Origin of the sequence: Streptomyces yunnanensis, from assembly GCF_029011865.1 — a bacterium.
In the GTDB taxonomy this organism is placed as follows: domain Bacteria; phylum Actinomycetota; class Actinomycetes; order Streptomycetales; family Streptomycetaceae; genus Streptomyces; species Streptomyces yunnanensis.
This window is the reverse complement of sequence record NZ_CP095749.1, coordinates 4,782,963-4,800,977: the sequence shown is the minus strand read 5'-3', so window position 1 is coordinate 4,800,977 and position 18,015 is coordinate 4,782,963. Positions and strand designations below refer to the sequence as shown.

Genomic DNA, 18,015 nt, shown 5'->3' with positions numbered 1-18,015 from the left:
CCGACCTCTGTGCGGCTGAAGCAGGAGAACCCCTACGGGCTTCTCGTACCGGAGGGCTACGCGAAGACCACCGCTGGGGTTGACGACGGGGGTGTCCGGCGCCACTACCTTCGAACACGTGACTGTGATCGTGACCGAAAGCCTGACCAAGCGGTACCCGAGGGTGACCGCCCTGGACCGGCTCTCCGTTGACATCGCCCCCGGCGTAACGGGCCTGGTGGGTGCCAACGGCGCCGGAAAGTCGACCCTGATCAAGATCCTGCTCGGCCTGGCTCCGGCCACCGAGGGGACCGCCCACGTCCTCGGACTGGACGTGACCAAGGACGGCAGCACCATTCGTGAGCGGGTCGGCTATATGCCCGAGCACGACTGCCTGCCGCCCGACGTCTCCGCCACCGAGTTCGTGGTGCACATGGCGCGGATGGCCGGCCTGCCGCCGACCGCCGCCCGGGAGCGCACCGCCGACACCCTGCGCCACGTCGGGCTCTACGAGGAGCGGTACCGCCCCATCGGTGGCTACTCCACCGGCATGAAGCAGCGGGTGAAGCTGGCCCAGGCGCTGGTGCACGACCCCCAGCTGGTGTTCCTGGACGAGCCCACCAACGGCCTGGACCCGGTCGGCCGGGACGAGATGCTCGGCCTGATCCGGCGCGTCCACACCGACTTCGGGATCTCGGTCCTGGTCACCTCCCACCTCCTGGGGGAGCTGGAGCGCACCTGCGACCACGTCGTCGTGGTCGACGGCGGCAAGCTGCTGCGCTCGTCCTCCACCACGGAGTTCACCAAGGTCACCACCTCGCTGGCGGTGGAGGTCACCGACACCGACGCCCATCCGGACGGCACCGGAGCGCTCCGCGCTGCGCTGGCCGCGGCCGGCGCAGCGGTGACCACCGGCGCACCCGGCGCCGAGGGGCTGGCCTCCCCCGGGCACGTCCTCTTCGTCGAGGCGACCGGGGACGAGACGTACGACCTGGTGCGCGACACCGTCGCCGGGCTCGGGCTCGGCCTGGTGCGGATGGAGCAGCGGCGGCATCAGATCGCCGAAGTGTTCCGCGACGCGGACGCGCAGGCGGCGGTCGGTGCACCGGCGCAGGCCGGCGGCGCACCGGCGGAGAGGGCCGCGGCGGCCGGGCAGAACACCGATCGCCCCACCACCGTGGGCGGAGGGAACGCAGGATGAGTACGGAAACCACGCCGGGTGGCGCTTACATCCACAACATCGGCTACCGCCACTACGACGGCCCTCGGTTGGGCCGCGCCTACGCCCGGCGGTCGCTGTTCTCGCAGAGCCTGCGCGGCGCGTACGGCCTCGGGCGGTCGGCGAAGAGCAAGGTGCTGCCGATGCTGCTCTTCGCGGTGATGTGTATGCCCGCCGGGATCATGGTCGCGGTGACGATGTTCACCAAGGCCAGCAGCCTCCCGATCGGCTACACCCGGTACGCCATCTACCTCCAGGCCGTCATCGGCCTGTACCTGGCGTCCCAGGCCCCGCAGTCGGTCTCCCGCGACCTGCGCTTCAAGACCATCCCGCTGTACTTCTCCCGGCCGATCGAGCGGGTCGACTACGTCGTGGCGAAGTTCGCGGCGATGGCGAGCGCGCTGTTCATCCTGACCGCCGCCCCGCTGGTGATCCTCTATGTGGGGGCGCTGCTGGGGAAGTTGGACTTCGTCGACCAGACCAAGGGGTTCGGGCAGGGGCTGGTCTGTGTCGCGCTGCTCTCGGTGCTGTTCGCCGGGATAGGACTGGTCGTCTCGGCGCTCACCCCGCGTCGCGGCTTCGGAGTCGCCGCCGTGATCGCCGTGCTGACCATTCCGTACGGCGCGGTCAGTGCCATCCAGGGCATCGCCAGCCTCCAGGGCAGCGAATCGGCCGTCGGGTGGCTGGGGCTGTTCTCGCCCATCACCCTCGTCGACGGGGTGCAGGCCACGTTCCTGGGCGGCACCAGTTCCTTCCCCAACGGGCTGGAGCCCACCACCGGCGCCGGATTCGTCTACCTCCTCGTCTCGCTGCTCGTCATCGCCGGCTGCTACGGCCTGCTGATGCGCCGCTACCGGAAGGCCGGGCTGTGACCGCCCGCCCGGCTCGAAGCGCCGCGCGCCGCCCCGTCCCGTCGCCGTCTCCCGCCACCCACCACCCCTCAAGGAATGGGCTGCGCCCATGAGCACTCTTCGCATCGACCATGTCTCGCGCTGGTTCGGGAACGTCGTCGCCGTCAACGACATCACCATGACCATCGCCCCCGGTGTCACCGGCCTGCTCGGTCCCAACGGCGCCGGCAAGTCCACCCTCATCAACATGATGGGCGGCTTCCTCGCCCCCTCCAACGGCACCGTCACCCTCGACGGCACGACGATCTGGCGCAACGCGGCGAGCTACCGCCACATCGGCATCGTCCCGGAGCGCGAGGCGATGTACGACTTCCTCACCGGCCGTGAATTCGTGCTCGCCAACGCCGAGTTGCACGGTCTCGGCCGGGCCGCGGCGGCCCGGGCGCTGGCCACGGTCGAGATGGAGTACGCCCAGGACCGCAAGATCTCGACGTACAGCAAGGGCATGCGGCAGCGGGTGAAGATGGCCTCGGCGCTGGTCCACGACCCGTCGGTGCTGCTGCTCGACGAGCCGTTCAACGGCATGGACCCGCGGCAGCGGATGCAGCTGATGGAACTGCTGCGGCGGATGGGCGACGAGGGGCGCACGGTGCTGTTCTCCTCGCACATCCTCGAAGAGGTCGAGCAACTGGCCTCGCACATCGAGGTGGTGGTGGCCGGCCGGCATGCCGCCTCCGGCGACTTCCGCAAGATCCGCCGGCTGATGACCGACCGCCCGCACCGCTATCTCGTCCGGTCCGACGACGACCGGGCGCTGGCCGGGGCGCTGATAACCGACCCGTCGACGGCCGGCATCGAAGTGGACGTCGTCGAGGGCGCCCTGCGCATCCAGGCCGTCGACTTCGGCCGGTTCACCGAGCTGCTGCCGCGGATCGCCCGCGACCACGGCATCCGCCTGCTGACGGTCTCGCCCTCCGACGAGTCGTTGGAATCCGTCTTCTCGTACCTCGTAGCGGCCTGAGGCCAGAAAGGAGCCCTGAGGCAGCATGTCCACGACCTCTCCCGTGGCCCCGCCGGCGCCCGCCGCCGCGCCCAAGGCCACGCTCTTCCACCCGACCGTCGCCCGGCTCACCTACCGGGCGCTGCTCGGCCGGCGCCGTGCGCTGATCCTCTTCGCGCTGCCCGCCCTCCTGGTGGCGATCGCGGTGATCGTCCGGGCGCTGACCGGCGCCGATGACGCCACGGCCGGCGGCATCCTGGGCGGGTTCGCGCTGGGCACGATGGTCCCGCTGATCGGCGTGATCGCGGGGACGGGCGCGATCGGCCCGGAGATCGACGACGGCTCGGTGATCTACCTCCTGGCCAAGCCGGTCCGCCGCTCGACGATCATCTTCACCAAGCTGCTGGTCTCGATCGGCGTGACCGCGGCGTTCTCGGCGATACCGGTCCTGGTGGCCGGATTCATCCTCAACGGCAACAGCCAGCAGATAGCCGTGGCGTACGCGGTGGCGGCCGCCGTCGCCTCGGTCGCCTACAGCGCCCTGTTCCTGCTGTTCGGCACGGTCACCCGGCACGCCGTGGTCCTCGGCCTGGTCTACGCCCTGGTCTGGGAGGCGTTCGTGGGGAACATCGTCCCCGGGGCGCGGACCCTCAGCGTTCAGCAGTGGGCGCTCGCGGTGGGGCAGAAGGTGGGCGCCGAGGGGGCGCTGAACTCCGCGGTCCAGCTGCCGCTCGCGCTCTGCCTGCTGGTGGCCGTCACCGGACTGGCGACCTGGTACGCGGCGCGCCGGCTGAAGGCGCTGACGCTGGCCGGGGAGGAATAGGCGGCTCCGGCCGCCGGGGAGCGGACGGCCCCGGTGGCCGGGAGACGCAGCCGGCTGGGAAGGCAGTCGACGGGGAAGGCAGCCGGCTGGCAAAGCATTCGGCCGAGCGACCGGGACGAGGCGGCGACCCGATCGGTCGGCCGGAGGCGCGGTTGGACGGGGCGGGGGCTATCCGCCGGTGGCGGCACTGTTGGCGGAGCCACCGGCGGCGGAGCCACCCGAAGCGGACGCACTCGAAGCGGACGCACTCGAAGCCGGGCCACCCGAAGTGGAGCCGCCCGGAGCGGGGCCGCTGGAAGTGGAGGCGCCGGACGCGGAGTTCTTCTGTGCGTCGTTGAACTCCCGCACGTTCCGCTGGTGCTCCTGGTAGTCGGCGGTGAAGCGGGTGTCGCCCGGTTTGACGGTGACGAAGTAGAGCCAGTCACCCGCGGGCGGTGCGGCCGCCGCCTTCAGGGCGTCGGCGCCCGGGTTGTCGATCGGGGTCGGCGGCAGGCCCTCGAACTTGTAGGTGTTGTAGGGGCTGTTGGTACGGATGTCGGCGTGGCTGGTGCGGAGCGTGCTGCGGCCGAGCGCGTAGTTGATCGTCGAGTCCATCTGCAGCGGCATGTTCTTGGCGAGCCGGTTGTCGATGACCCGGGCGACCTTGCCCATGTCGGCCGGCCGGTCCGCCTCGGCCTGCACGATGCTGGCGATCACCACGGTGCGGTAGGAGGTGATGCGGTCGGCGGTGAGCCGCTGGTCGGCGGTCTTGACCATGTACGAGAGCAGCGACGCCGGGGTGGTGTCCTTGCGGAGGGGATAGGTCGCCGGGAAGAGGTAGCCCTCGGGGTTGCCCTTCGCCGCGGCGGGCAGGTCGAGGTGCGCGGTTCTGGCGGCCTGTGCGGTGGTCCCCTCGGGAACCTTCAGGGCCTGGTCGACGGCCGCGTAGATCTGGGAGGCCCGCTGCCCCTCCGGGACCGTGAGCTGCCCGTACTGCCGCTCGCGCAGCAGCCGTGGCACGAACAGCACGGCGAGGACGACCACGACACACAGAACGGCGACAAGGATGAGCCAGCCGACGCGGGAGAACCGCGGTCCGGGCCGGCGACCGGCGTGCTGAACATCGCTCATGGGGGCACGGTAGGGCAGCCGGATGTGATGTGGGGCCATCCCGTCGCACCGGATCACGGTGGATCATGGCTGGTGGCGGGGCCGTGGCGGGTGCCGCCCGCCCACCCGACCGGTCCCGGCGCTCGCGCGCGGGTCGGCAGGGCGTGCGGCGTGTTGCGCGTGTGGCGGTAGCCCGTTGGTGGGGCGTACGGCGGTCAGCGGTCAGCGGTCGACGGCCAACGGTCGGCGGTCGGCCTCTCGGGCCCCGGCCCCGGCCGCCCGCCCGCCCGGCCGCGACCGCCGCGGTCCGACCACCTGGCCCCGGCCGCCTGACCCTGACCACCTGGCGCCCGACCGCCGGGCTTCGACTGCCGAGGTCCGACCGCCGGGCCCGTCGCCCGCCCCGGCAGCAGTCGCCGTCAGCCGGCCAGGGTCTCCCCGATGCGGCGGTCGCGGCCGGCGCCCAGGCCCAGGAGGGCGAGGCCGGCGCAGACGGCGAGCAGTAGGACGAGCGGCACGGTCCAGCCGGCGGTGGCCTGGTGGACGGCGCCCAGGGCCAGCGGGCCGACGGCGGCGAGGAGGTAGCCGCCGGTCTGGGACATGCCGGAGAGCCGGGCCGCGGTGTGGGCGTCGCCGGACCGCAGCACCATCATCGTCAGGGCCAGGCCGAGGGCGCCGCCCTGGCCGATGCCGAGGATCGCCGCCCACAGCCAGGCACCGGCCACCGGCGCGACCAGCAACCCCGTGACACCGCAGGCCATCAGGGCGGAGACCGCCACGCCCAGCAGCCGCTGACGGCGCATCCGACCGGCCAGCATCGGCACCACGAACGAACCGACCATCTGCACCAGCGTGCTGAAGGCGAAGACCAGCCCCGCCTCGCTCTTGCCCATGCCGTGGTCGGTGAAGATCGTCGGCATCCAGGCGATGATCACGTACGCGATCAGCGACTGCGAGCCCATGAAGAGCGTCACCTGCCAGGCGAGCGGGGAGCGGGTCAGCTTCGGGCCGCGCCCGGTGGTGTGGGCGGGCGTCGCCGCGGCCTCGCCGTGGTGCGTGCCGCGGCGGGCGATCACGACCTGCGGGAGCCAGACGAGGGCGGCGACGGCGGCCAGCAGCGACCAGGAGACCAGGGAGCCCTGCCAACTGCCGAGCGCGTTCTCCAAGGGGACGGCGGAGGCGGCCGAGACGGTCGCGCCCAGGATCATCGCGGTCGAGTAGAGCGCCGTCATGCTGGCCGCCCGCTCCGGGAAGTCCCGCTTGATCAGGCCCGGCATCAGCACGTTGAGCAGGGCTATGGACGCGCCCACCACCGCGCAGCCGGCGAACAGCGCGGCGACCGGCGGTGCGATCCGCAGCACGATGCCGCCGCACAGCGCGACCAACGCACCGCACAGCGCCGCCTCGGTGCCCCAACGGCGCGCCACCCGCGGCGCGATGACCGATCCCAGGCCCATGAAGACGAGCGGGATGGTGGTCACCAGGCTGCTGGCGGTGGCGGCCAGATGGAAGCGCTGCGCCATCTCGCTGAGCAGCGGCGAGACTCCGGCGAGCGCCGCGCGCATGTTCACCGCGGCGAGCACGATGCCGGTGAGGAGGAGGGCGGGATGGGTCCGCAGCCGGCGCCGGGCGGCGGCCACCTGTGGGGCCGGGATGAAGTCTTCCTCGGCGTCGATGAGGTCGACCGGGGCGGTCGAGTCGGTCCCTGACATGCGTGCGTACCTGGCCAATCGTGCACTTCGTACGGGGGGAGGGGGAGGGGGAGGTGATGAGGGGAAGCGGGGAGGGGAGGGCGGAGAAGAGAAGGCGGAGAGGGGCTCGGGCGTCAGTCGCCGGCGAGGAGGGCCTCGACGGCCCGTTTGGGCTTCTCCAGGAGGGCGCGGGTGGCGCGTTCGGCGGCGTCCGGGTCGCCGTGGGCGATCGCGTCCAGGACGGCGCGGTGGTCACCGTGTACGAGCTTCGGCATCGCCTGGTCGTCGAGGGCGGTGACCAGCGCCTCCCGTACGGAGCTGCTGAACCAGCCGTAGGTCGCCGTCAGCGCGGTGTTGTGCGCGGCCTCGACGACGGCCTTGTGGAAGGCGATGTCGTGGTCGGCGTAGAGCTCCAGGCTTCCGGAGTGCGGCCGGCCCTCGGCGTCCTCCAGCTCGACCTGCGCGTCCAGGGCCGCCCGCATGCGTTCCAGGTCGGCGGGCTCGTGGCGGAGTGCGGCCAGCCGGGCGGCCTCCGCCTCCAGGGCGATGCGCAGTTCCAGGACGTCCCGGATGCCGGCCCGTTGGATGCCGCGCATGATCTCGGCCGGGTCCGCGGTGGAGACGACGAAGGTGCCCTCGCCCTGGCGCGAGCGCAGCATCCCGGCGTGGACGAGGACGCGTACCGCCTCGCGGACGGTGTTGCGGCCGACCTGGAGCTGTTCGGCGAGGGCGTGCTCGGTGGGGATGCGGGTGCCGACCTGCCACTCACCGGCGGCCAGCTGGGAGCGGAGGGCCTCGACGACCGTGTCGACGAGAGATTGCCGTCCTGCTGCCTTGAGCGTCATCGCCGTGGTCCCGTGCCCGTTCCTGTTGGTTCCGCCCGCGCGTGTTTGCCCGGTTGCCCAGTCATCCTACAACCATTCGTTTCATGGTGCAGCTAAATGGGTCGGCGTACGGCCCCACACCGGACCGTGTGGGGCCCTGCGGCGAGACGCGGAGGCATCGGAAGAGGAGGCGTCGGGAGAGGAGGCATCAGGAGAGGAGGCGTCGGACCAGCGGCAGGAACGGGCAGCCCCCACCTACGGGCAGCCGCACAACCCACACGCGGCCGCCCCACCCACGGGCAACGGGCAGCCGCCCCCCTCGGGCGGGACAGGGGCAGGGGCCCGAACCCGAACCGGCCGGCCCCCGCCCCCTCGGCCCCTCACAGGCCGATGTCGCGTTCCTGGATGTCGGCCAGGGACTCCCGGCGGACCAGGAGCCGGGCGTGGCCCGAGGTGACCGCGACGACCGGCGGGCGGCCGACGAGGTTGTAGCCGGAGGCCATCGACAGGTGGTACGCGCCGGCCACCGGCACGGCGATGAGGTCGCCGGGGCGGATGTCGCCGGGCAGTTGGACGTCGGAGGCGAGGATGTCGCCGGCCTCGCAGTGCCGGCCGACGACGGTCACCGGCTCGGTCGCGACGGTCGAGTGGCGGCCGACCAGCCGCGGCGCGTAGCGCACCCCGTACAGCGCCGGCCGCGGGTTGTCGCTCATCCCGCCGTCCACCGCCACGAAGGTGTGGACGCCGGTGCGCTTGACGGAGAGCACCCGGTAGAGGACGACGCCGGACGGGCCGGCGATGGCGCGGCCCGGCTCGACGGCCAGCCGCGGCACCGGGAGGCCGGCCGCCGCGCAGCCGCCGGCCAGTTCGGCGCGGATCTTGCCGGCGAGTCCGGTGATGTCGAGGGCGGGCTCGCCCGGCCGGTAGGCGACGCCGTGGCCACCGCCCAGGTCCAGTTCGGGGAGGGTGATCCCGTGCTGCTCGTGGACGCGGGCCAGCAGGCCGACCAGCCGCCGCACCGCCGAGAGGTAGGGCTTGACGGCGGTGATCTGGGAGCCCAAGTGGCAGTGCAGGCCGACGAGTTCGAGGCGCGGCTGGCCCAGTACGCGGGTGATGGCGTGCTGCGCGGAACCGTCGGCGAGGGACAGCCCGAACTTCTGGTCGTCGGTGCCGGTGCGGATCTTGGCGTGCCCGCCGGCGGCGATCCCCGGGACGACCCGGATCAGCACCTTCTGCCGGCTGCCGGCCGGGACCGCGGCGGCCAGCCGGGCGATCTCGGAGGTGCTGTCGATGACGATCCGGCCGACGCCGAGCCGGAGCGCGGCCTGGAGGTCGGCCGGGCTCTTGGCGTTGCCGTGCAGCACGATCCGCTCGGGCGGGAAGCCGGTGGTGACGGCGAGTTCCAGTTCGCCGGCGGAGCAGACGTCGAGGCCCAGGCCCTCCTCCGCGACCCAGTGCGCCATGGCGCGGCACAGGAACGCCTTGGCCGCGTAGTAGACGTCGGCGTCGGGGAAGGCGCGGAGGTAGGTGCGGCAGCGGCGGCGCACCTCGTCCTCGTCCAGGACGTAGGCGGGGGTGCCGAAGCGTTCGGCGAGTTCGGTCAGCGGGACGCCGCCGATGGAGAGGTCCTCGTCGGGGAGCGGCACGGTGGACGCGGGCCAGATGTCGAGCGGGTCCGGGCCCTGGTCGGGGGGCGCGGCCGACGGCGCGGGGGACGGTCGGGTCCCGGTCGTCCGTGGTGCGGGCGGCGTCGTGGTCCGGGTGGTCCGGGGCAGCGTGGTGTGGGTCATGGTGGGGTGCCCCTTCCTCAGACGGCCGGGCGGAGGTGGCTGCTGCGGGAGGCGCGGGGAACTCCCGGGGCGAGCAGTGGTTCGCGGCGGATGTCGGGGGTGAAAAGCGGCTCACGGGGAGCGTCGCGGCCGATCAGCGGGTCACGGGTGGTGCGCACGACGCCGGGCGCGAACCGCGGGTCACGGGCGGCGTCGGGGGTGCGCCGGGGCTCGCGGGGAGCCTCGGGGGTGAAGCGCGGATCGACGGTCACGGTGGTCGCGCCGACCGGCTCGGCCAGCGCGCGCAGCGCGGACTCGGAGAGCCGCACCCAGGGCTGGCCGCCGCCGAGAACCTCGGCCAGCCGCTGCGGTGAGGTGAAGCCGACGGCCGTGCGGCCGCCGAGCGGGGTGCGGAACAGGCGGGCGGTGCAGCCCGCGGGTCCCGGCCGGACGGGAACGAAGAGAGGCCCGGCCGGGACACGATCAGCAGGCTCGGGGTCTTCCGCGTGGAGATGGTGGGACACGGCGTTGCTCCTCGACGGGACGGCGGCCCCGGACCGATGGACTAGGCGTGCGCCGGGGCTCGGCACAGACGCTATGCCCGGCCCGGGGGGCGTCCCTCCGGTCCATGACGCTTCGTTGACGTTTTGCGGACCGGACTTGACGCGATGATGCCGCCGCTGGCCGGAGCACGTCGTCGAGTGGCGCATTCCGGTCGCGGAGCGGTCTCGGGCGGGCAACGGACCGTGACCGGTATGCGCTACGCCCCCCGTGGGGTTGCGGCCGTCCTTGACCTTGACACGGTGGAAACCACTCCACTGGAAGGCGTCATGTTCACCATCGGAGACTTCGCCCGGTACGGCCGTGTCTCGGCCCGCATGCTGCGTCACTACGACGCGATCGGACTGCTGCGGCCCGCCCGTACCGACCCCGCCACCGGCTACCGCTTCTACGCGGCGGCCCAGCTCGCCCGGCTCAACCGCATCATCGCGCTCAAGGACCTCGGATTCAGCCTCCACCAGGTGGCGGCCATCCTGGACGAGCAGGTGGACGTGGCGGAGCTGCGCGGCATGCTGCGCCTGCGGCAGGCGGAGCTGGCCGCCGCGCGGGCCGCCACCGAGGCGCGGCTGGCCCAGGTCGAGGCGAGGCTCCGGACGATCGAGAGTGAGGGACGCATGTCCACCGACGATGTGGTGCTCAAGAGCACGGAGCCGGTCCTGCTCGCGGAGCTGAGCGGGATCGCCGCCGGCTACGGTCCCGAGGACATCGGACCGGTCATCACACCGCTCTACGAGGAACTGGTCCGCCGGCTGGCGGAGGCGGGGGTGACCCCGGCCGGGCCGGGCCGATGGGGTCTCCCCTGCTCCTTAAGAGCTTGGGGAAATACTACGAGGCCGCGCCGGAGGCCGCCGGTGGTGAGGGGACGGGCGCCGGGGACGCGGTCGTGGTGCACGCCGGCATCGTGATCGCGCCGGAGGAGCTGACAAGGGCCCTGCGGCGGAAGGGAGTCGAGCCCGCGGCCCCCACCCCGGTGTCCTGCGCGGCGCCGGCCACCGGGCTCGGCTTCGACGCCGTCACGCTGCCGGGGCTCGACCTCGCCGCGACCGTCGTCCACCACGGCCCGATGAGCCGGATCGTGCCGACCGCGCAGCACCTCGCGCACTGGATGGACACCAACGGCTACCGCTCAGCCGGGTATGCCCGCGAGCTGTATCTGGAGTGCCCGGACGACAAGGAGAAGTGGGTCACCGAGATTCAGGAACCGGTCGTCCGGGCCTGAGGACGGGGTCCGGGGAGGGCGCTGCCGAGCGCCGCGGCCGGGTTCCGGCGCCCGGTCGCGGCGGCCGAAGTCCCGCCCACCAGATGGCGGTTCACCGTCTCGGCGAACTCCACGGCCGCGGGGCTGAGCGCGGCCCACTGCCGCACCGCCCAGCCGGTCGTCAGTGGCGGCAGCGCCGGGACCGGCACCAGCCGCAGGCCGGGGTGGTCGGCGGTCGCCCGGTGGCCGGGGAGACGGGGGACGACGGCGGGGCCGACGCCGAGTTCGGCGAGGAGCAGCGCGGTGTCCCAGTCGGCGACGCTGGTGGCGCTGGGGCCGGGCACCGCGGGATCCGGTGCCGGGGCGCCGTCCCGGTGGCCGAGGTGTCCGTCGAGGCGCATACGGGACGTGGAGTTCTCCGGCAGCCGGATGAGGCGGAGGCCGGCCAGTTCGTCCGGTTCGATGCGGTCGCGGGCGGCGAGCGGATCGCCCGCCCGGACCGCGAGTACCCAGGGCAGGCCGATCACCGGGTGTTGTTCGATGCCCCGTACGGGCGGGCCGATGGTGATCCAGGCCAGTTCGGAGTCGCCGTCCGCGACCGCCTCGAAGCAGCGGCGGCTGGAACTCTCGGTGTGGAACTCCAGGTTGACGTGCGGGTGACGGTCCCGGAAGGCGACCACCGCGTCGGACATGAAGTGCCGGACGGTGGTGGCGCCGGTGGTGACCCGGACCGTCCCGCCGTCGCCCCGCCGCAGGTCGGCCAGCCGGCGCAGGGCCAGGTCCAGTCCACCCAGGCCGTCGGCGGCGGCGCGGTGCAGGATCCGGCCGGCGGCGGTCGGTGCCACGCCGCGCGGCCGGCGCTCCAACAGGTCGACGCCGGCCTCGCGTTCGAGGCGCTTGACGCGTTGGCTGACGGCGGACTGGGTGCAGCCGAGGTCGCGGGCGACGGCGCTGAGGCTGCCCGCCTCGCAGACCGCCACGAAGGCGCGCAGATCGTCGAGAGTCACCCCGTCACGCTACGGTGCCGCCGCCCACCAATCCAAGTTGTGGCTAAGGAGTTTGCAAGGAAACCCGAGGATTGACTTGGGTGTGCCGCCCCGGGACGATCGTTCCAGGGCCCAAGGGCGGCAACCCGGAACCGTGGACGGCCGTACGGTTCCGGGTGCCGACCCGCCCTCTTGCGATGCTGCCCGCGCGGCCCCGTCCGCGGGGGCAGCGGGTACCGCCGGCGTCAGGCCCCCGCCGGTGCCTGGGCCCGCGGCCGGGCGTCGGCGGGCCCGGCGGCCGCGCCGTCCGCCGCTCCCGGCCGTCCGCCGTCCGACCCCGGCGCGCGCCGGACCACCGCGAGCACCAGCAGGCCGGTGACCAGCGCCACCAGGCCGGAGATCAGGGTGATGTCCCGCAGCCCGGAGAGGTAGCCGGCGGCGAGCGCGTCCCGGCCGCCGGAGCGCGCCCCGGAGTCCCGCAGCGCGGTGCCGAACACCGTCCCCAGGACCGCGATCCCGAACGCGAACCCCAGCTGTCGGAAGGTGTTCACCGCCCCGCTCGCCATTCCGGCCCGCTGTGGCGGGGCCGCGCCGAGCGCCGCCGACACCAGCACCGGCATCGCCGCGCCGACGCCGAGTCCGCTCACCGCCAGGCCCGGCACCAGCGCGGGCCAGCTCGCGCCGGAGCCGAGCAGTGCGACGTGCAGCAGGCTGCCCGCGCCGATCAGCAACAGGCCGATGCCGAGCGGGAGTTGCGGCGCCAGCCGCTGCAGTGCCCGGCCGCCCAGCGCACCGACCAGCAGCGACATCAGCGCCAACGGGGTCACCGCCAGACCCGCCCCGATCGGGCTCAGGCCGAGGATGTCCTGCGCCCACAGGCCCACGAACGTCAGGTAGGGGAAGGCCGCCGCCTGCATCAGCAGCGCCGCCGCCATCAGCACCGCGAACGACGGGCGGCGCAGCAGCCGCAGGTCCAGCAGCGGGTGCGCGGCGCGCCGCTCGGCGACCGCGAACACCAGCAGGGCGAGGACGGCGACCGCCAGCGCGGCCAGCGTCCCGGTCTCGGTCCAACCGTGTTCGCCGCCGCGCATCAGCCCGTACGTCAGCGCGCCCGCGCACACCGTGAAGGACGCCGCGCCCGGCCAGTCGATCCGCGCGCCGAGGTCGCCGTAGGACTCGCCCACGTACCGCAGGGTCAGCCAGACCGCGACGGCGGTCAGCGGCAGGTTGACCAGGAAGATCGCCCGCCAGTCGGTCCACTCGGTGAGCATCCCGCCCAGGACCGGGCCGACGGCCGCCGCCGCGCCGCTGGTGCCGCCCCAGACACCGAACGCCACCCCGCGGTCCCGGCCCTGGTAGGCGGCCATCAGCAGCGGGGTGTTGGTGGCGAACATCGCCGCGGCGCCGATGCCCTGGACGACCCGGGCGGCGACCAGCAGCTCCGCGCCGGAGGCCAGCCCGCAGGCCAGCGAGGCGAGCGCGAAGACCGCCAGCCCGGTGACGTAGAGGCGGCGCCGGCCATAGAGGTCGGCCGCCGAGCCCGCCACCATCAGGAGCGCGGCCAGCGCCAGCGCATAGCCGTCCATCACCCACTGGAGCGAGGTGAAGGAGGCGCCGAGGCCGTCGGCTATCCGGGGCAGTGCGGTGTTCACGATCGTGACGTCGACGAGCAGCATGAAGTTGCCGAGCGTGATGGCGACCAGGGGCCACCACTTCCCGCGCCCGGTGCCTGTGACGACACGGCCGCCGTCCCCGCCGGGAGCGTTGCCCGGTGCGTACCGCATGATCAAGTCCTCCGTTGGGTGGTGCTCCGGTGTGGGTTCCGGGCAGGGCGCCCGGCCGAGGGCCCACTCTGCGGTGCACCCCGCCCGTTCCCCCAGCCACGGCGCTCCCGGCGGCGCATTCCGACACGGGTTAGCCTCCAACGGTGAAAACCGACGGAACCGCGGGCCGGCCCGCGCCCTTCGACGAGCTCGACCGGCGGCTGATCCACGCGCTGCAGACCGACGGCCGGGCCCCCTTCAGCCGGATCGCCGCGGTGCTCGGCGTCTCCGACCAGACGGTGGCCCGGCGCTACACCCGGCACCGCGGCTCCGGCGCGTTCCGGGTGCTGGGGCTGGCCGAGCCGCGGGCGCTGGGCGAGGTGGAGTGGCTGGTGCGGGTGCAGTGCGCGCCGGACGCCGCGCTGCCGGTCGCCGAGGCGCTGGCCCGCCGCCCGGACACCTCCTGGGTCAGTCTGATGTCCGGCGGCACCGAGATCGCCGCGGTCTGCCGCTCGGCGAGCAGTGAGCACAGCGACGCGCTGCTGCTCCAGAAGCTGCCGCGCACCCCGAGCGTGGTCGGGGTGGCCGCGCACTGCCTGCTGCACGAGTTCTACGGCGGCCCGCAGAGCATGATCAGCAAGTCCGGTGCGCTGACCGCCGAGGAGGCCGCCCGGCTGAGCCCGCCCCCGCCCCTGCGGCCTTCCCCCAAGCTCTCAACTCCTCCCCCACTCTCAACTTCGTTCGAGCGGGGGGACCCCCATGAGCAGGGGGCACCCCCACTCCCGGTGGTGCTCTCCGACGCCGACCGGCGGCTGTTCGAGGCGCTCGGCCGGGACGGCCGGGCCCCGCTCGACGAGCTCGCCGCGGTCACCGGCTGGTCGCCCACCACCGTCCGCCGCCGGCTGGCGGCGCTGCGCGCGGAGGGCGTGCTGTACTACGACGTCGACTACGATCTGCGGTTGTTCGGGTACGGGGTGATGGTGGCGCTGTGGCTGTCCGTCGAACCCGCCGAACTCGCCGCCACCGGCGAGGCGTTGGCCACGCACCCGGAGGTCGCCTTCGCCGGCGCCACCACCGGGCCGAACAACCTCTTCGCGTCCGTCCTGTGCCGGGACACCAGCGCGCTCTACACCTATCTGACGACCCGGGTCGCGGCGCTGCCGGGCGTGCGGACGATGGAGAGCTCGCCCCGCATCCGGCACCTCAAGGGGCCGGGCCCGTATCTCGCGTTCTCCCCCGCCGCCCCGAGGAGCCGCCGATGAAACCACCGTCGCCCCGGGCCCTGGCCGGCCGGGCGAGGACCTGGGTGTGGGACTGGGTCCGCTCCACGCCCGGCACCCACATCTGGCTGCTGATCATCGGCATCACCAGCCTGGTGATCGCCTCGGCCTCCGAGGGGCTGGAGCAGTTCCTGCTGCACCGCAACAGCAGCAACATCCACGAGCTGAACGAGCATCCGCTGACCTCGCTGCTGATCAGCGGTTTCTGGATCGAGAAGCCGGGGTCGTTCCTGCTCTACGCGGTGATGTTCGAGCTGGTGCACGCCAACGTCGAGCGGTGGATGGGGAGTTGGCGCTGGCTGCTGACGGTCGGCGCGGCGCACGTCGCGGCCACGCTGGCCAGCCAGGAACTGGTGCTGCTGGCCATCGAGGGCCACCGGCTGCCGCGCTCGATGACCCACGTCGTGGACATCGGCGTCTCCTACGGACTGGCCGCCGCGGCCGGGGTGCTGACCTACCGGCTGCCGCCGCCCTGGCGCTACGGCTACCTCGTCGGCGTGCTGGTCTTCTTCGGGGTGCCGCTGGTGACCGGCGCGACCTTCACGGACTTCGGGCACGCCATAGCGCTGTCGATGGGGTTCGCGTGCTGGCCGCTGACCCCGGCGGCGCGTGTCGAGGAGTGGGAGGCGGACGCCGCTCCCCGCACCGACGGCGCCGACGATCCAGGGCCGCCGCCCGGGGGTCCTCAGGAGTAGAGCCGCTCCAGCACCACCGCGACGCCGTCGTCCTCGTTGGAGGCGGTGATCTCGTCGGCGACGGCCTTGAGCTCGTCGTGGGCATTGGCCATCGCCACGCTGTGCGCGGCCCAGGCGAACATCGGGACGTCGTTGGGCATGTCGCCGAACGCCAGGGTCTCCTTGGCGGTGATGCCCAGCCGGCGGGCGGCCAGCGACAGCCCGGTGGCCTTGGTCAGGCCCAGCGGCAGCAGTTCGACGACGCGGGGCCCGGCGACCATGACGCCGACCAGGTCCCCGGCGACCTGGCGGGCGGCCCGCGCCAGCGCGTCGTCGTCCAGCGTCGGGTGCTGTATGTAGACCTTGTTGAGCGGGGCGGACCACAGCTCGCCCGGGTCGTCGATCGGGACGTTGGGCAGCGGGCCCTCCTGGACCTGGTAGCCCGGGCCGACCAGCACCTCGCCGGCCAGGCCGTCCCGGCTCGCCGCCAGGTGGAGCGGACCGACCTCGGCCTCGATCTTGGACAGCGCGAGGCCGGCCAGCTGGCGGTCGAGCGTCACCGACGTCAACAGCCGCCGCTCGCCGGCGTGGTAGACCTGCGCGCCCTGCCCGCACACCGCCAGGCCCTGGTAGTCGAGGGCGTCGAGGATGTGCCGGGTCCAGGGCACCGCCCGGCCGGTGACGACGATGTGCGCCGCGCCCGCCGCGGTGGCCGCGGCGAGCGCCCGGCGGGTGCGCTCGGAGACGGACTCGTCGTGACGCAGCAGCGTCCCGTCGAGGTCCGTCGCGATGAGCTTGTACGGCAGCGGCGAACCCGCCGGGGCAGAGGAAATCACTTGGCGACGGGCTCCAGCACCTCACGGCCGCCCAGGTACGGACGGAGCGCCTGGGGGACGTGGACCGAGCCGTCCGGCCGCTGGTGGTTCTCGAAGATCGCCACGATGGTGCGCGGGACGGCGCAGAGCGTGCCGTTCAGCGTCGCCAGCGGCTTGACCTTCGGCTTGCCGTCGACGGTCTCGCGCATCCGGACCGAGAGCCGGCGCGCCTGGAACTCGTTGCAGTTGGACGCCGAGGTCAGCTCGCGGTACTTGCCCTGGGTCGGGATCCACGCCTCGCAGTCGAACTTGCGGGAGGCGGAGGCGCCCAGGTCACCGGTGGCGACGTCGATCACCTGGAACGGCAGCTCCAGGCTGGTCAGCCACTGCTTCTCCCAGTCCAGCAGCCGCCGGTGCTCGGCCTCGGCGTCCTCCGGCGCGACGTAGGAGAACATCTCCACCTTGTCGAACTGGTGGACCCGGAAGATGCCCCGGGTGTCCTTGCCGTAGGTGCCGGCCTCGCGGCGGAAGCACGGCGAGAACCCGGCGTAGCGCAGCGGCAGTTGCTCGGCATCGACGATCTCGTCCATGTGGTAAGCGGCGAGCGGGACCTCGGAGGTGCCGACCAGATAGAAGTCGTCGCGCTCCAGGTGGTAGACGTTCTCGGCGGCCTGGCCGAGGAAGCCGGTGCCCTCCATGGCGCGCGGGCGCACCAGGGCGGGGGTCAGCATCGGCGTGAAGCCGGCCTCGGTGGCCTGCGCGATCGCGGCGTTGACCAGCGCGAGCTCCAGCAGGGCGCCGACGCCGGTGAGGTAGTAGAAGCGCGAGCCGGAGACCTTGGCGCCGCGCTCGACGTCGATGGCGCCGAGCAGCTCGCCGATCTCCAGGTGGTCCTTGGGCGCGAAGCCCTCGGCGGCGAAGTCGCGGACGGTGCCGTGCGTCTCCAGGACCGTGAAGTCCTCCTCGCCGCCCACGGGGACGTCGGGGTGGACGAGGTTGCCGAGCTTGAGCAGCAGTGCCTGGGTCTCGTCGTTGGCCTCGTCCTGCGCGGCGTCGGCGGCCTTGACGGCGGCGGCCAGCTCGCCGGCCTTCTTCAGCAGCTCGGCCTTCTCGTCGCCGCTGGCCTTGGGAATGAGCTTGCCGAGCGCCTTCTGCTCGGAGCGCAGCTCGTCGAAGCGGACGCCGGACGACCTGCGCCGCTCGTCGGCGGAGAGGAGTGCGTCGACGAGCGCGACGTCCTCTCCACGGGCGCGCTGGGAGGCGCGCACACGGTCGGGGTCCTCACGAAGCAGGCGAAGGTCAATCACCCCACCAGGCTACCGGGGCCGGCAGCCGGCACTCGACGTGATATTCACGGCCGCACCCATTTGTCCGTTTTGGGGTTATTTATTCCATTGCGGGGAATCGCGTTTTCCGACCCGCCGGAACTCTTTCCGGGTGGTTGTGGTGACGCATAGTGAGGCCCTGCGGATTTCCTCGCCCAAGGTGTGAAA

General features: G+C 73.0%; 15 protein-coding genes and 1 pseudogene. 7 read left to right on the top strand and 9 right to left on the bottom strand.

Annotation, left to right across the window (positions count from 1 at the left end; genetic code table 11):
* Positions 1-91: 91 nt before the first annotated feature.
* From MOV08_RS20770 to MOV08_RS20755, 4 genes are all read left to right on the top strand, one after another.
* Positions 92-1,180: an ABC transporter ATP-binding protein gene (locus MOV08_RS20770; RefSeq protein WP_275308479.1), complete on the top strand. Its 1,089-nt coding sequence runs from the start codon at positions 92-94 to the stop codon at positions 1,178-1,180.
* A complete protein-coding gene (locus tag MOV08_RS20765) occupies positions 1,177-2,070 on the top strand; it encodes an ABC transporter permease (RefSeq protein ID WP_039634582.1) in 894 nt (297 codons plus the stop codon). Before MOV08_RS20770 ends, MOV08_RS20765 begins: the two co-directional genes overlap by 4 nt.
* An 88-nt stretch (positions 2,071-2,158) precedes the next feature.
* Complete coding sequence (locus tag MOV08_RS20760; RefSeq protein WP_102926779.1) at positions 2,159-3,070, top strand: ABC transporter ATP-binding protein; 912 nt, start codon at positions 2,159-2,161, stop codon at positions 3,068-3,070.
* A gap of 25 nt (positions 3,071-3,095) precedes the next feature.
* Positions 3,096-3,872, top strand: a complete 777-nt coding sequence (locus tag MOV08_RS20755; protein WP_039634578.1) for an ABC transporter permease — start codon at positions 3,096-3,098, stop codon at positions 3,870-3,872.
* Between the two features lie 168 nt (positions 3,873-4,040).
* On the opposite strand, the gene mltG is transcribed toward MOV08_RS20755, so the two are convergent.
* The 5 genes from mltG to MOV08_RS20730 all read right to left on the bottom strand — a co-directional run bounded on the left by mltG (position 4,041) and on the right by MOV08_RS20730 (position 9,769).
* Complete coding sequence (gene mltG / locus MOV08_RS20750; protein ID WP_275308478.1) at positions 4,041-4,982, bottom strand: endolytic transglycosylase MltG; 942 nt, start codon at positions 4,980-4,982, stop codon at positions 4,041-4,043.
* Positions 4,983-5,380: 398 nt separating this feature from the next.
* Positions 5,381-6,673 (bottom strand): CynX/NimT family MFS transporter, encoded by a 1,293-nt coding sequence (locus MOV08_RS20745; protein ID WP_275308477.1) that lies wholly within the window; start codon positions 6,671-6,673, stop codon positions 5,381-5,383.
* Between the two features lie 113 nt (positions 6,674-6,786).
* Positions 6,787-7,497, bottom strand: coding sequence for a FadR/GntR family transcriptional regulator (locus MOV08_RS20740; RefSeq protein WP_039634574.1), 711 nt, complete (start codon positions 7,495-7,497; stop codon positions 6,787-6,789).
* A 359-nt stretch (positions 7,498-7,856) separates the two neighbouring features.
* Positions 7,857-9,266 carry a diaminopimelate decarboxylase gene (gene lysA, locus MOV08_RS20735; protein ID WP_275308476.1) on the bottom strand — a complete coding sequence of 470 codons (1,410 nt, stop codon included), beginning with the start codon at positions 9,264-9,266 and terminating at the stop codon, positions 7,857-7,859.
* A gap of 17 nt (positions 9,267-9,283) precedes the next feature.
* On the bottom strand, positions 9,284-9,769 hold the full coding sequence (locus MOV08_RS20730) for an SAV_915 family protein (protein ID WP_275308475.1): 486 nt from the start codon (positions 9,767-9,769) through the stop codon (positions 9,284-9,286).
* 306 nt (positions 9,770-10,075) lie between these two features.
* Here MOV08_RS20730 and MOV08_RS20725 point away from each other — a divergent pair.
* Positions 10,076-11,025 (top strand): annotated as a pseudogene (locus MOV08_RS20725) (MerR family transcriptional regulator).
* Here MOV08_RS20725 and MOV08_RS20720 read toward each other — a convergent pair.
* Complete coding sequence (locus tag MOV08_RS20720; protein WP_073444226.1) at positions 11,001-12,011, bottom strand: LysR family transcriptional regulator; 1,011 nt, start codon at positions 12,009-12,011, stop codon at positions 11,001-11,003. The pseudogene MOV08_RS20725 and the gene MOV08_RS20720 overlap by 25 nt on opposite strands.
* 224 nt (positions 12,012-12,235) lie before the next feature.
* Entirely contained in the window at positions 12,236-13,774 is a 1,539-nt protein-coding gene (locus tag MOV08_RS20715) for an MFS transporter (RefSeq protein ID WP_275308474.1), read from the bottom strand.
* A gap of 143 nt (positions 13,775-13,917) precedes the next feature.
* On the opposite strand from MOV08_RS20715, the gene MOV08_RS20710 reads away from it, so the two are divergent.
* Together MOV08_RS20710 and MOV08_RS20705 are read left to right on the top strand one after the other, a co-directional pair.
* On the top strand, positions 13,918-15,015 hold the full coding sequence (locus MOV08_RS20710; RefSeq protein WP_039634563.1) for an Lrp/AsnC family transcriptional regulator: 1,098 nt from the start codon (positions 13,918-13,920) through the stop codon (positions 15,013-15,015).
* A complete protein-coding gene (locus MOV08_RS20705) occupies positions 15,012-15,728 on the top strand; it encodes a rhomboid-like protein (RefSeq protein ID WP_275308473.1) in 717 nt (238 codons plus the stop codon). The genes MOV08_RS20710 and MOV08_RS20705 overlap by 4 nt, the downstream gene beginning before the upstream one ends.
* On the opposite strand, the gene MOV08_RS20700 is transcribed toward MOV08_RS20705, so the two are convergent.
* Positions 15,719-16,543 (bottom strand): HAD family hydrolase, encoded by an 825-nt coding sequence (locus MOV08_RS20700; protein WP_275308472.1) that lies wholly within the window; start codon positions 16,541-16,543, stop codon positions 15,719-15,721. The genes MOV08_RS20705 and MOV08_RS20700 overlap by 10 nt on opposite strands.
* A complete protein-coding gene (serS, locus tag MOV08_RS20695; protein ID WP_039634559.1) occupies positions 16,540-17,829 on the bottom strand; it encodes a serine--tRNA ligase in 1,290 nt (429 codons plus the stop codon). The genes MOV08_RS20700 and serS overlap by 4 nt, the downstream gene beginning before the upstream one ends.
* Positions 17,830-18,015: the final 186 nt, after the last annotated feature.